11 protein-coding genes and 1 pseudogene are annotated in these 13,884 nt (G+C 56.2%); 8 read left to right on the forward strand and 4 right to left on the reverse strand.

Annotated features, from left to right (window positions below; translation table 11 throughout):
• On the reverse strand, nucleotides 1-527 hold a 527-nt coding region (locus tag PHP59_RS02755; protein ID WP_300163232.1), incomplete at its 3' end, for a DUF5591 domain-containing protein.
• A 133-nt stretch (nucleotides 528-660) separates the two neighbouring features.
• Between PHP59_RS02755 and PHP59_RS02760 the strand changes: the two genes are divergently transcribed.
• Together PHP59_RS02760 and PHP59_RS02765 are read left to right on the forward strand one after the other, a co-directional pair.
• Nucleotides 661-1,638: a methyltransferase domain-containing protein gene (locus PHP59_RS02760; protein WP_300163235.1), complete on the forward strand. Its 978-nt coding sequence runs from the start codon at nucleotides 661-663 to the stop codon at nucleotides 1,636-1,638.
• 47 nt (nucleotides 1,639-1,685) lie between these two features.
• Nucleotides 1,686-2,879, forward strand: coding sequence for a hypothetical protein (locus PHP59_RS02765; RefSeq protein ID WP_300163238.1), 1,194 nt, complete (start codon nucleotides 1,686-1,688; stop codon nucleotides 2,877-2,879).
• Nucleotides 2,880-2,963: 84 nt separating this feature from the next.
• Here the strand turns inward: PHP59_RS02765 and PHP59_RS02770 are convergent, their stop codons facing one another.
• Complete coding sequence (locus PHP59_RS02770) at nucleotides 2,964-3,182, reverse strand: hypothetical protein (RefSeq protein WP_300163241.1); 219 nt, start codon at nucleotides 3,180-3,182, stop codon at nucleotides 2,964-2,966.
• A 194-nt stretch (nucleotides 3,183-3,376) separates the two neighbouring features.
• Here PHP59_RS02770 and PHP59_RS02775 point away from each other — a divergent pair, with 194 nt between their 5' ends.
• Together PHP59_RS02775 and PHP59_RS02780 are read left to right on the forward strand one after the other, a co-directional pair.
• Nucleotides 3,377-5,059 carry an AMP-binding protein gene (locus PHP59_RS02775; protein ID WP_300163244.1) on the forward strand — a complete coding sequence of 561 codons (1,683 nt, stop codon included), beginning with the start codon at nucleotides 3,377-3,379 and terminating at the stop codon, nucleotides 5,057-5,059.
• Between the two features lie 340 nt (nucleotides 5,060-5,399).
• Nucleotides 5,400-7,052, forward strand: a complete 1,653-nt coding sequence (locus PHP59_RS02780) for an AMP-binding protein (RefSeq protein ID WP_300163247.1) — start codon at nucleotides 5,400-5,402, stop codon at nucleotides 7,050-7,052.
• A gap of 45 nt (nucleotides 7,053-7,097) precedes the next feature.
• Here the strand turns inward: PHP59_RS02780 and PHP59_RS02785 are convergent.
• Both PHP59_RS02785 and PHP59_RS02790 read right to left on the reverse strand, forming a co-directional pair.
• Nucleotides 7,098-7,349, reverse strand: a pseudogene (locus PHP59_RS02785) (zinc ribbon domain-containing protein); the annotation flags it as partial.
• A 12-nt stretch (nucleotides 7,350-7,361) separates the two neighbouring features.
• Nucleotides 7,362-7,796: a transposase gene (locus PHP59_RS02790; RefSeq protein ID WP_300163250.1), complete on the reverse strand. Its 435-nt coding sequence runs from the start codon at nucleotides 7,794-7,796 to the stop codon at nucleotides 7,362-7,364.
• Between the two features lie 71 nt (nucleotides 7,797-7,867).
• Between PHP59_RS02790 and cas3 the strand changes: the two genes are divergently transcribed.
• From cas3 to cas7c, 4 genes are read left to right on the forward strand one after another with little or no spacing between them, the layout of a single operon-like run.
• A complete protein-coding gene (gene cas3, locus PHP59_RS02795) occupies nucleotides 7,868-10,294 on the forward strand; it encodes a CRISPR-associated helicase Cas3' (RefSeq protein WP_300163253.1) in 2,427 nt (808 codons plus the stop codon).
• Between the two features lie 27 nt (nucleotides 10,295-10,321).
• Complete coding sequence (gene cas5c / locus PHP59_RS02800; protein ID WP_300163256.1) at nucleotides 10,322-11,026, forward strand: type I-C CRISPR-associated protein Cas5c; 705 nt, start codon at nucleotides 10,322-10,324, stop codon at nucleotides 11,024-11,026.
• Nucleotides 11,023-12,978: a type I-C CRISPR-associated protein Cas8c/Csd1 gene (cas8c, locus tag PHP59_RS02805; RefSeq protein WP_300163259.1), complete on the forward strand. Its 1,956-nt coding sequence runs from the start codon at nucleotides 11,023-11,025 to the stop codon at nucleotides 12,976-12,978. The genes cas5c and cas8c overlap by 4 nt, the downstream gene beginning before the upstream one ends.
• 5 nt (nucleotides 12,979-12,983) lie before the next feature.
• Nucleotides 12,984-13,829, forward strand: coding sequence for a type I-C CRISPR-associated protein Cas7/Csd2 (cas7c, locus tag PHP59_RS02810; RefSeq protein ID WP_300163262.1), 846 nt, complete (start codon nucleotides 12,984-12,986; stop codon nucleotides 13,827-13,829).
• The last annotated feature ends 55 nt before the right edge of the window (nucleotides 13,830-13,884 follow it).

The following is a 13,884-nucleotide window of genomic DNA, read 5'->3' on the forward strand; positions in this document are numbered from 1 at the left end:
TTTAAAGTCTCGTCCCTGCACCGGGCGATCGTCTCGTCGGACGGTACGAGAGTGACAGGCACGCCGGTGCGGGCCGACGCCGCCCGCATCGCCTCCCGAAACTCGCCGAGGCAGTAGGCCACCCGGCGCCTGTACGTCGTGCGGGTCTTTTCCAGGTACGCCGCAACGCGGACGGTCTCGATCCGCAGGAAAGACCGGTGGACCGCCGGGTCGGGAGAGCGGCCGAGCATGTACCTGTACGAGGCATAGGGGTACATCCGTTCGAGTTCCCGCGGCACCACGCCGCAGGTGCCGAAGACCACCTTATGGACCCTCTCCGGGGAGATGGCGTCGGCGATCACCCGGTCGAAGAGGCGGTGGCTCGGGCTCGTGCTGTACGGCTTGTGGACCGAACAGGGGAGGAAGATAGCGACCTCACGCTCGCGGACAGTGTAATCCCTGATGATGAACTGGAACGCCTCCTCGAACTCCGGGCGGAAGAAGGGAGGCGTCCCGGCCCAGATCGGTTCTCTCTCCTCAGATGCCATGGTGCTCCGAAAAAAAGTTCATATTCACTGTGGATGCCGGATTTGACCGAATAATGTGCCTTTGCTTTCGTGATGTGGTCATATGCCCTCGCACGCCCCTATATATCTGAGAATCCCCTATTAATGGGTGGTCATGAAACTGCTCTTTGAACTCTCAGGAGAGCACCCAACCCTCCCCTTTGCCGAACTGGAATGCGTGGGCCGGATCACCGACAGGCACCCCCAGATCGCGGTGGCAGAGTGCCCGGACCCGGCGGCGACGGCCCGCCTCGCCCTCACCCATACGGTCATGGAATATCTCGGCGAGTGCGCTCCCACCGCTCCGGCGCTGGAGGCCCTCCTCGACGACCTCGCCCTCACCACCGACCGCCCCTTTGCGGCGCGGGTGAAGGTCATCCCCGGCCCCGGCGAATACCCCTCCCAGCTCGACCTGGAAAGGCTCATCGGGAGCCACATCCGGGGCCCCGTCTCCCTGCGGTCACCCGAAGAGGTCTACAGGGCCGTGATCTCGGGGGACAGGTGCTACTTCGGCCGCGTCATTCTGGACGGTCTCCGGAGCACCTACGAGAGCAGGGGCCCGGCAACCCGGCCCTTCTTCCACCCCGGCGTCATGATGCCGAGAATGGCGCGCACGATGGTGAACCTCTCCCTCCTCTCTCCCGGCGAGGTGATGTGCGACCCCTTCTGCGGCACAGGCGGCATGCTCCTCGAAGGGGAGATGATCGGCGTGCGGACAATCGGGAGCGACTTCGACCCTCTCATGATCCGCGGCTCGCGCCTGAACGTCCCTGCCGCCGCCCTCATGCTCGCGGACGCCACCGCCCTCCCCCTCAGGTCGTCGTCGGTCGATGCCGTCGTGACAGACTTCCCGTACGGCCAGTCGGTCTGCATCAAGGCTGAAACCCTCAACAAACTCTACGAAGGCGCCTTCACGGAAATCAGGCGGGTACTCAAGGAAGGAAAGAGGGCCGTCGTCATCACCCACCGCGACATCAGGCCGATCGCCGAACAATATTTCACCGTACTGCAGTTCCATGAACAGAGGGTCCACAAGAGCCTTACCCGCAGGGTTATGGTTCTTGAAAAAGAAAAACTCGCTGACCATTCATAACGTATTTACTCTCCGAACGATCAAAACAACGAAAGACAGGACATCCAATGGCATTGAATAACGGGCTGGAGATGATCGAGTGGCTGCGGACACATTTCAATACGGTCAAGCCGACACGGACACTTGCCCTCAAAGCAACGCGTCATCTCCGCAAATCTGAGAAAAAAAACCTGTTTTCTGAAGACATATCCATGATGCGGACCGCCGAAGGGCGGTGGTACGAGGGGCTCATCTACGAGATGATGATCGAGGTGGCCTCCGACTGCGACCTGATCAAGGGCGTCGTGCGGAAAGGGGCCGATGCCCCCTATGTCAGGCAGAAGATCTCACAGGACCAGAACGGCACCTTCTACTCGAACTATGGCGACATCAAGGTCAGGGGCAACGGCCAGGACCTCGCCGAGGTCGATTTCCTTCTTGTCGACCGGGAGAACACCGTCGCCTTCGGCGAGATCGTCACCTCCCCCACCGACCTGAAGGAATTCGAACAGGAGATCATCTTTAAAAAACGGCTCATCGGCTATCTTTTCGGCCAGCCCATCGTCCCCTTCATCCTGGTCTCGTCTGTGGACATCTCGCGGAACTCCATCATCCAGAGGTTGATGAAGGAACCCGACTCTGTCCTGATCACGACGGCGTCCTGCGAGGAGATCAAAAGCGTGCTCAACCCGCGTGAGATCCGCTATCGGCCGAGAAAACCGATCGCCCACCCGAAACTCCTCCACCTCGCTGACATCAGGCAGAAACGGCCCTTCGACTACCGTCAACTCCATGACGAGAGAAGGGAACGGCTCCTTGAACAGATGGCCGCGGACGTCCCCCTCGAAGCACTGACCGGACCCGACGAGATCCCGCCGATCGTCAAAAAGATCGTCTTCGGTGCGCTCTATCCCCCGTCGATCCGTCTGCTCTGTCAGCGCACCGAGGTCACGATGAAGGGCGAGGCGCTCACCTTCGAGGCCATCATGAAGGACTTCTCCAAGGTGATCCTTGCGGTCAACCTTCCCGACTGCCGGCCGATCCTCTACTTCAGGTCGAAAAATAAGAAGGAATATTACAAGATGGTCCCCTCGAAAAACGGCGGTTTCAAGTACGAGAGCAGGCGCACGCCGCATATGGCCGGGTTCTTCCTCTGGCTCGAAGGGACAAAACCGTCTCTCGGGACGCAGATGACAAAGACGCTTCTACGGTATTTTGTCGAGCACCCCCCTTCACCCGGGGGAAAAAATAGCAAGCCCTGATATTTCCGTCGTGCAGGGCGATATCGGCGCCCTCGCCGGGACCGAGACCGGGGCAGGGGTGATCCGGCCCCGGCCGTGCGCCCATCACACCACCGGCGTCTCCCCGAAGAGTTTGAGGGACACAGGAGCGAACCTCTTCACCTCGTCGTAGAAGTACCTGACATACTCCGGATCGGAGTCGTCAATTGCCGCCTGTATCGTTCTCCTGAGCCATTCGGGGAAGACCTCCTCTTCCTCCATCGTGTTCATGATGACGACGATTGCTTCATCAACATCTTTCCTGCTTATCCACCTGTACGGCATGGCTCTCCCTCCCGTACCGCGCTATCTCCCAGCGCCTCTATTTATGCATTGCGCGGAACCTCGCGTATCCGCCGTTCCCTGACCTGTCGGCAGGGGCCGGGAGACATACGGTTTCCGGAGGTGGCGGACAGGTAGGCAGAGGTACCGGACAGATTAAAAAACCGTGACGCACCATACCTATACGGACAGATCCCATGGCAGAGCATAACATGGAGAACTACGAAGAAACCTATGCGAATTTTAAAATCGACGTCCCGGAATTCTTCAATTTCGGCTACGACGTCATTGACGCATGGGCTAAAAAAGACCGCAACCGCCTGGCCATGATCTGGGTTGACCAGAAAGGCAGCGAGAGGAAGTTCACCTATCGCGACATGATGAACCTCTCGAACCAGGCGGCGAATATCCTTCTCAAATACGGGATTAACAAGGGTGACCGCGTACTCCTCCTCCTCCCGCGGATCCCCGAGTGGTGGATCTTTGTCATTGCTCTGATCAAGCTCGGCGCTGTATACTGTCCATGTCCCTCCCTCCTCACGCCGAAGGACCTCGAGTACCGGATCAATGCCGGGAACTTCAAGATGGTCATCACCGATCTCGAAAATTCCTGGAAGATTGAGGAGATCTGCAGGGAGTGCCCCTCTCTCCAGGTCCGCTTCCTGGTGGACGGCGAACTCGAGGGCTGGGCCAACTTCCCGTACGAACTGATCTACCCGGCTCCGGTCTCGCACCGCACGGTCTCGATGCCGGTTGCGAAGAAGACACGGGCCACCGATCCGATGCTCATCTACTTCACGTCGGGCACGACCGGCGAGCCGAAGATGGTGCTGCACAACAATGCCCATCCCCTCGGCCACATCGTCACCGCGAAGTTCTGGCACGACCTCACCGAGCACGACCTCCACCTCACCCTCTCCGACACGGGGTGGGCGAAGTGCGGCTGGGGCAAGATCTTCGGGCAGTGGATCTGCGGTGCCGCCATCTTCGTCTACGATATCCGCGGCAAGTTCTCGGCGACCGAGATCCTGCCTCTCCTGGAGAAGTACGAGGTCACCACTTTCTGTGCCCCGCCGACGATCTACAGGATGCTGATCCTGGCAGACCTCAAGAAGTACGACCTCCGCGAACTCCGCCACTGCACGAGCGCGGGCGAACCCCTGAACCCGGAAGTGATCAGGATCTGGCAGGAAGGGACAGGCCTCACCATCAGGGAGGGCTACGGCCAGACCGAGACGGTCTGTGCGATCGCCACCTTCCCGTGCATGGAGCCGAAACTCGGCTCTATGGGCAAACCCTCGCCCGGCTGGCATGTGGAACTCCATGACGAGAACGGCACGCCCTGCGAAGCATTCGAGGAGGGCCGGATCGCCATCTCCCTCAAACCGCGGCCGCCCGGCCTGATCGTCGAGTACCTCGACAACAAGGAGGCGAACGCGGAGTCCTTCCAGAACGGCTTCTACTACACCGGCGACCGCGCCTACTTTGACGAGGACGGTTACTTCTGGTTTGTGGGCCGCGACGACGACGTGATCAAGAGTTCGGGCTACAGGATCGGCCCCTTCGAGGTGGAGTCGGCCCTGATGGAGCATCCGGCCGTCCAGGAATGTGCGGTCGTCGGGTCCCCGGACCTCATCCGCGGCCTCCTTGTCAAGGCTTTCGTGGTGCTGAATGCCGGGTACAAGCCCTCGGAGGCGCTGGTCAAGGAACTCCAGAAGCATGTGAAGAGGACGACCGCCCCGTACAAGTACCCGCGGGCCATCGAGTTCGTGGACGATCTCCCGAAGACGATCTCCGGGAAGATCAAGCGGAAAGAACTGAAGATGCTCGAGATGAAGAGGTACGAGAACAACCACGCGGACGAAGGCCCGGATGCCTGACGGCACAGGTCTCTCGTCATCTTTTTTTTGTTTTCCTTTTTTGGGCTCCGTTTGATATATCTTTCCGACCGGGTGGAGTGGGTACGGGTCCGCTGCCGTCCCCAAACTCTCTACCCGCGGCAAGCCCCTGACCCAGAACAATTTCTCCCCGAAATCCAGTTTCGAATTTTCCGCGCGTATTCAAGCATATTGGCCCTGACAAAGACTTCCGGCACGATCCCCTCCCTGTTCTGCCCGACCCCTGAATGTGACTTCCACCACCGTCCAAAAAGTATCGTGCACTATATCTACCCCGTACCCCCATTGATATATCGTTATGCACGACGCCGAGCATACAAAAATGGATCCCGAGGACGTCCTCTCCTCCTATCTGGAGGAGGTGCCGGAGTACTTCAACTTCGGCTTTGACGTCGTCGATATGTGGGCAAAGAAAGATCGCAACCGTCTTGCGATGATCTGGACCGATCAGGAAGGGCACGAGAAGGACTTCACCTTCCGCCACCTGATGAACCTCTCGAACCAGGTGGCGAACATGCTCCTGAAGTACGGGATTAACAAGGGGGACCGGGTCATGATTATGCTCCACCGCATACCCGAGTGGTGGATCTTTGCTATTGCAGCCATTAAGCTCGGCGCCATTTTCTGCCCCTCCCCAACGATGTTGACTCCGAAAGACCTCAAGTACCGGGTGAATGCCGGGAAGTTCAAGATGGTCATCACCGACGTCGAGAACTCCTGGAAGGTCGACGAGATCTGCAGCGAATGCCCCACTCTCGTCTCCCGCTTCGTGGTGGACGGGGAGATCCCGGGATGGCTCAGTTATCCTATCGAACTCACCTATCCGGCACCTGCCTCCACCACCCTTGTCCAGCTCCCGGGCATGAAGAGGACGAAGTCGTCCGACCCGATGCTCATCTTCTTCTCCTCCGGCACGACCGGCGAGCCGAAGATGGTCATGCACAACCAGGCCTATCCGATCGGCCATGTGATCACCGGGAAATACTGGCTTGGCATCGGGCCGAACGACCTCCACTTCACCCTTGCGGATACGGGCTGGGGCAAGTGCGCCTGGGGCAAGTTCTTCGGGCCCTGGGTGCGGGGGGCCTGCACGCTGGTCTACGACATCCGCGGCAAGTTCAAGGCGACCGAACTCCTCCCTGTGCTGGAGAAGTACGAGGTGACGAGTTTCTGCGCCCCTCCGACAGTGTACCGCATGCTCATACTCGCCGACCTCGATAAGTTCGACCTCTCCCAGCTGCGCCACTGTGTGAGCGCCGGGGAACCCCTGAACCCGGAGATCATCAGGGTGTGGAAGAAGGGAACAGGGCAGACGATCTATGAAGGCTACGGCCAGACCGAGACGGTGCTCTGCATCGGCACCCTCCTGGACATGGAGCCGAAGTTCGGGTCCATGGGCAAACCTGTGCCCGGCTGGAAGATCGAGCTCCATGACGAGAACGGCCAGCCGACCCCGGTCGGCGAGGAAGGTCGGATCGCCATCTGGAGCGAGCCGAGGCCGCCCGGCATGTTCATGGAGTATGTCGGCAACCCCGACGCCAACAGGGAGTCCTTCAGGGACGGCTGGTATTATACCGGCGACAAGGCCTATATGGACGAGGACGGCTACTTCTGGTTTGTCGGCCGTGACGACGACGTGATCAAGAGTTCGGGGTATCGGATCGGCCCCTTCGAGGTGGAGTCGGCCCTGATGGAACACCCGGCCGTGCAGGAGTGCGCGGTCGTCGGGTCGCCCGACGTCATCAGGGGCATGATCGTCAAGGCCTTCGTCATCCTCGCGCCCGGCTTCGAACCATCTGAGGCCCTGATCAAGGACATCCAGAAGTACGTGAAGCGGACGACCGCCCCGTACAAGTACCCGCGGGCCATCGAGTTCGTGGACGAACTCCCGAAGACGATCTCAGGAAAGATCCGGAGGAACGTGCTGCGGGAACTCGAACTTGAGCGGCACAACTCCAATCACGGAACCGAGTGAACTACCAAGCGCCTGTTGGGCGTGGCTTCCTGCTTCATCCTCCCTCTACTGAGGCGAGTCCGCAGGCTCAACGGCGCGTTCCGCACCTGATACCCCGACAAGGTTCTGCTCTTGCAGGGCAAACTTCTTGATAGTGATCGCCGCGTTGATGTCGCGGTCATGATGAGTGCCGCAGTCCGGGCAGATCCATTCCCTGTCTGAGAGAGTGAGATCCCGATTGAGGTACCCACACCGATTACAGATTTTCGAGGAGGGATCGAATCTCCCGATCTTCAGTAGCGTCTTCCCGTACTTCCGGCACTTATACTCTTACATCGTGAAGAACGTGCTCCATGAAACGTCTCCAATACCCTGCGCTAGATGATGGTTCTTCATCATCCCACCAACATTCAACAACTCTACTGCAATGGCTTGGTTCTCGCTCACGACTCGAAAGACGAGTTTGTGCAGGAAATCGTTGCGCTGGTTGGTAACCTTTTCATGGTATCCGAACGATGGTACTCCACCGCGTCTGCAATCCTGTACACCTTCAGCGTGTGGGAGACCAGAGGCACACTCCGCGAGATCAGCACATCGCCCAACTCTCCGCGAAGAAGGGGTTCGTCCGCATTTCAGTGCATCTGCCCGCCACCGAAGGTAAGCATGTTCTCCTCCCCCAACTGCTCGATATGGATGAGCGCCGCTATCGTCTACAGAATGTAAAATGCTGCATGCCGCTGAGCATGAGATAATCGTCAGATTCATGAGGATTCGTGACCCGACGAAGCACCATTATAAGTTGCAGCATAATAATCTATCCCATGAGGAACCCCCCCATGAGTCTTGCCCACTACGATTCTAAGACCAATAGAGAACAGACACTGCTGGAACACGGTTCAACCGTCTCAACTCTCTGCAAGACATACGGCGGGGTGATCGGATGTCCCCATCTTGCAGAACTCTGCGGCCGGATCCATGATGCAGGAAAAGCAAAACAAGAGTTTCAGGCATATCTCCGCTCCGGCGATAAACACCTCCGGGGAAAGATCAATCACACCTCCGCAGGAGCCAGGTACATCTTTGAAAAATATGGGAAGTCCACAGACGTCTATCAGGTCTGCACAGCTCAGCTAATCTCCCTTGCTGTCTGCTCCCATCACAGCGGTCTCATCGACTGTATCGATACCAACGGGCTGGACCGGTTTCACTCACGCCTGTACCCGGACAAAGACATTGGATACGACGAGAGCATAACAAACCTTGAAACCGAGTGCATCACAACAGAGAATCTGGATGCCCTCTTCCACAAAGCTGTCGAGGAGACAAGGCAGATTCTCGAACCGATCCTCCGTCGTCAGGACATCAACCAGGAAAAACCCTTCCATTTCGCCCTTTTTGCACGATATCTCCTCAGTTGTGTCATCGATGCCGATCGATACGATACCTACTGTTTTAAGGCAGGACTGCAGACGCAGGACCCGGACTACGAACTCGAAACAACCTGGCAGGAACTTGCAGACAACCTCGAACAGTATCTCAGCACAGAGATGCGAAAAGACCGGGAGATCGATCGCCTCCGAGCCGAGATCTCGGATACCTGTAGACGGGTTGCCGTGCATCCCGGAGGGATCTACCGGCTCTGTGTCCCGACCGGTGGGGGGAAAACGCTTGCAAGTCTCCGTTACGCCCTGCGGCATGCGGACCTCCACAAAAAACGCAGGATCATCTATGCAATCCCCTTCACTACCATCATCGATCAGAATGCGGACGTTGTCCACAAAAGCCTCAAAAAGGATCGGGTCATCCTTGAACACCACTCCAACCTGATTCAAGATCCTGAAGAGGACAAGATTCAGGATCCGAAAAAGGATACCCTCACCGAGCTGGACGAAGGGGATCGGCGCAGCCTGCTTACCGAAAGGTGGGATGCGCCGATCATCCTGACAACTACAGTACAGTTTTTGAACACGTTGTTCCTCGGGAAGACCCAGTGTGTCCGGAGGATGCATAACCTTGCAAACAGCATCATAATCTTCGACGAGGTCCAGACGATCCCGATCAAATGTCTCGATATGTTCAATGCGGCATTGAACTTCCTTGCCGAGATCTGCGGCGCAACAATCATTCTCTGCACCGCAACCCAGCCCGGCTCAAACGTCGGGGTGCCCGTGAGATGTTCCTCGCCTGAAAACCTTGTTCCGGACTATGAAGGGATGTTTGGGAAGTTCCGGCGAACAACCATCCATGACGCCCGTATTCCCGGCGGCTACTCAGCATTGACGCTTGCTGATTTTGTTGTTGAGAAGCAGCGGACTAATACCAGCGTCCTGGTCATTATGAATACCAAGAAGGCGGCAAAGAACCTGTATGCTGCGCTCAAGCGCCGGTATCCATCCTGCTCCCTCTTCTATTACCTGAGCACTGCACTCTGTCCGGCGCACCGCAGGGCAAAACTTGAACAGTTGGATGAAGATCTCGAAGATCGAAGACCGGTGATCTGCGTCAGTACTCAACTCATCGAAGCGGGTATCGACATCTCTTTTGATTGCGTAGTCCGATCCCTTGCAGGGCTCGACAGCATTGCCCAGGCGGCCGGAAGGTGCAACCGACACGGCGAAGATGCGTGCCGTGATGTGTTTATCATCAACAGTTCCGAGGAGAACCTTTCTCATCTACCTGAGATCAGAAGAGGCCAACTGCAGACGGAGCGGGTTCTGCGTGAGTACGCAGAGGATCCTGGACAGTTTGACCACGATCTCCTCTCACCGAAGGCACTGGCGAGATATTATCTCTACTACTACGAGGTGCAGAAGAAAGAGATGCAGTACCCGGTTTCCAAGAGAAACTCAGAATTTGCAACCGACGTTACGCTCTTCGACCTTCTATCCCTGAATAAAACGGGAGTGACGGCATATGCGAACCGTTTCGGGCACCGTCCGGGCTATCCGTTCTGCCAGGCGTTTGCCTCAAGCGGAGGTCAGTTTGCGGTGATCGATCAAGACACCGTAAGCGTTCTCGTGCCGTTCGAAAGAGGCAAGGAGGTCATAGAAGATCTAGCAAAAACATCTCACCTTCCTGCAACGGCAGAACTCTTGAAAGGGGCGCAACAGTTTTCAGTAAACCTTTTTAAAAGTGAAGTTCTATCAATGGATAACGGGATATATCCGATCGGGGATACCGGCGTTCTAGCACTTGCTGATATGTATTACTCTTCTGAATACGGAATTACCCCGCTCCCAGATACTGAGCCCGTTATCCTCTAAAGAAAAAACGGAGGGCGGCAAAAGAACGTGGAGTATCCAAATAATGTTGAGTTCCGTGTTTTCGGAAAGTTCGCTCTGTTCACCGATCCACTGACCCGAGTCGGCGGCGAAAAGTTCAGTTACCAGATCCCCACGTACCAGGCACTGAAGGGGATTCTGGAGAGCGTCTACTGGAAACCGACGATCATGTGGGTGATCGACTCCATCAGGGTGATGAAGATGATTCAGACCCAATCGAAGGGAATCCGTCCGATCAAGTATCAGGGTGGAAACGATCTCTCGATCTACACCTACCTCGCGGATGTGGAGTATCAGGTGAAGGCCCACTTTGAGTGGAACCAACACCGGCCCGAACTTGCATGCGACCGGAATGAAAACAAGCATTACGCTATGGCGACGCGGATGATCGCTCGGGGAGGAAGACGGGACATCTTTCTTGGGACACGCGAATGCCAGGGGTATGTCGAGCCCCGTACATGGGGAGAAGGAGAAGGAGCCTACGACGATTGTCCCGAACTCGCGTTCGGACTGATGTTTCACGGGTTCACCTATCCAGATGAGAGCGGCGATGGAAAACTATCCGCCCGCATGTGGTACCCAGTGATGCGGCATGGGGTTGTTGAGTTCATTCGTCCTGAGGAGTGTCCGGTCATCCGTGAGATCAAATCCCAGCGCCCGAAGAAGTTTGTTCCGGGAGAAAATTTTGATCCTATCGAGGAGGGGATGCAGTGACCTGGATCTCCCGACTCTGCGAGACGTACGACAACTGCAGCGTCGGCGTGCTGAAGGCAGATACGGAGAAGAGTCTGCTTCCGATCGGGCACACAACGCAGTATGCCCAGATCGAGATTGTCCTCGATGCAGACGGCAGATTCCGGTCGGCACGGGCATTGGACAAGGACGATGCTGTTACGATCATCCCCTGCACTGAGGACTCGGCGAACAGAACAAGCGGACCTGGGCCGCATCCGTTGTTTGACAAACTTCAATACGTGGCAGGAGACCATGCCGCGTATGTTCCGGGCAAGGAGGGTGGGTTTGATGAATATAAAAAAAATCTGCAGCAGTGGTGCGACTCACCGTATTCGCACCCGATGATTCGGGCAGTGTTGTCGTATGTTCTAAAGAGAACGATGATAGCCGATCTGGTTTCGGAGAAGGTGCTTTATCTATCCGAATCCGGCGGGATTTTGGAGAAGTGGACAGGCACTGATGAAGAGAAGCCGCTGCTGTTTCGGCAGACGGTTCATCCGGCCGATGCATTTGTCAGGTTCTGTGTTGAGATACCCAGTATGCCCGACTCCCGTGTCTGGATGAACGAAGAGGTCCGGGAGCGGTTCATCGCGTATTATATGCACACATTTCAGAATATCGGGACCTGTTGCGTTACCGGGAAGACGGACGTTCCGGTCTCCCGCAAGAGTGCAGGAAAGATCCGGAATGCAGGCGACCGGGCAAAGATCATTTCTTCCAACGATGATACCGGATTTACGTTCAGAGGGAGGTTCGTCTCCCCAGACCAGGCGGTGACGCTGAGTTACGAGGCATCCCAGAAGTCGGTGAACGCTCTGAAGTGGTTGATCGCAAAGCAGGGATACCGCAACGGGGACCAGGTGATCGTTGCCTGGGGCACGAGGGATGAACCGCTCCCGCCGATCTGTGGGGACAGCGTTGATCTCTGGAGCGATCAGATGTCTGTTCCGGATGCGATTCCCGACACCCGGGAGGAGTTTGCGTCCCGTCTGAATAAGGCGGTTGCAGGCTATTCAGCGGAACTGAATGACAGTTCCAACATGGCGGTCATGGGCCTCGATTCCACGAACGGGTTGCAGGGACGTCTATCCCTCACCTTTTACCGCGAGCTGACGGGATCGGAGTTTCTAAAACGGATCCTGCGGTGGCACACGACATGCACTTGGTATCCGCTTTTTCGGAGTTGTCGGGACAATGAGGGAAAGGACAGATGGATCCGGTTCCGTGGTGCTCCATCTCCTGCTGATATCGCAGTTGCAACATATGGTTCCAGGCTGAACGAAAAACTCAAAAAAGCGACGGTGGAGCGGTTACTACCCTGTATCGTCGATGGGAAACCTCTACCCTGGGATCTTGTAGAGGCATCTTCGATGCAGGCTTCACGTCCGTTTGCGATGGAGAAGTGGGAGTTCAACCAGGCCCTCGGAGTTGCCTGTGCGTTAATCCGGAAGTATTACAACGACAAGATGAATGAGCGAACGAGTCTGGAAGAGTATAGGGAGGTATGGAGTGTGGAGTTGAATTTGACGGAAACTGACCGCAGTTACCTGTTTGGCCGATTGCTTGCCTATGCAAGAAAGATTGAGGAATACTCGTTATATCTGGGCGGGGCCGATGCGCGACAGACGAATGCGGAGCGGTTTATGCTACAGTTCCGAAAACACCCCGATAAGACGTGGGATCTTGTGTATCAGAAACTTCTCCCGTATATGAGCAGGTTCAGAACCAAAGGGCCGGAATTTTTCGGAAACCGATGTGAGGCCGGTATGAATTCTGTGATGGATGCATTGCAGAGTTCTGGCGGGTTTACCGGCGAGTCGCTTGGTCCTACGTATCTTCTTGGGTATCAGAGTCAGCTGAATCAGTTTGAGGCGGAATATCAGATGATGAAAGCGAAGAAGGCAGAAAGTACGAAAGATAATGGAGAGTAACACGTATGACAAAACTTGAAAACAAGATTGATTTCGCAGTTGTTGTGTCGGTGAAGAATGCCAACCCGAACGGTGATCCACTGAATGGAAACCGACCGCGCGAAAATTATGACGGATGCGGTGAGATCTCGGATGTGTGTCTGAAACGAAAGGTCCGGAACCGAATGCAGGATATGGGGCAACCGGTTTTTGTGAAGTCCGATGACCGCAGTGATGATGGCTTTAAGAGTTTGAAGGAGCGGGCGGATGCCTGTAAGCCATTTGCCGATGCCATTAAGAAGAAAAATGTGGAGAAGGCAAAGGAGATTGCCTGTAGTGAGTGGCTTGATGTCCGAAGTTTCGGCCAAGTGTTCGCCTTTAAGGGGGATGATGCGTCCATCGGTATTCGTGGCCCGGTTTCGGTTCATCCGGCATTCAGTGTGAATTCAATAGATGTGACGGCTCTGCAGATTACGAAGAGCGTGAACAGCGTGTCTGGTGCGAAGAAGGCGTCGGATACAATGGGCATGAAGTACCGCGTGGACTTCGGGATGTATGTTTTTTACGGAAGCATCAACTGCCAGCTCGCAGAAAAAAACGGATTTTCAACGGAAGATGCGGAGAGTATCCGTAAGGCTCTAATTACTCTGTTCGAGAACGACAGTTCATCGGCCCGTCCGGAGGGCAGTATGGAGGTGTGCAGGGTGTTCTGGTGGAAACACAATTCCAAGAGCGGGCAGTATTCCTCCGCGAAGGTTCACCGGACTCTGCATGTGCAGTCGAAGACCGATGCGCCGAAGTCCGTCGAGGATTATGAGATCATGGTAGATAGGCTGGAAGGTCTTGAACCGGAGATCTTTGAGGGAGCGTAACAAAAACTCCGGCGGCTCTACCGCCGGTGCAAATATTCCTGTTTTTCTGTGAGCC

Origin of the sequence: Methanofollis sp., assembly GCF_028702905.1 — an archaeon.
Taxonomy (GTDB): domain Archaea; phylum Halobacteriota; class Methanomicrobia; order Methanomicrobiales; family Methanofollaceae; genus Methanofollis.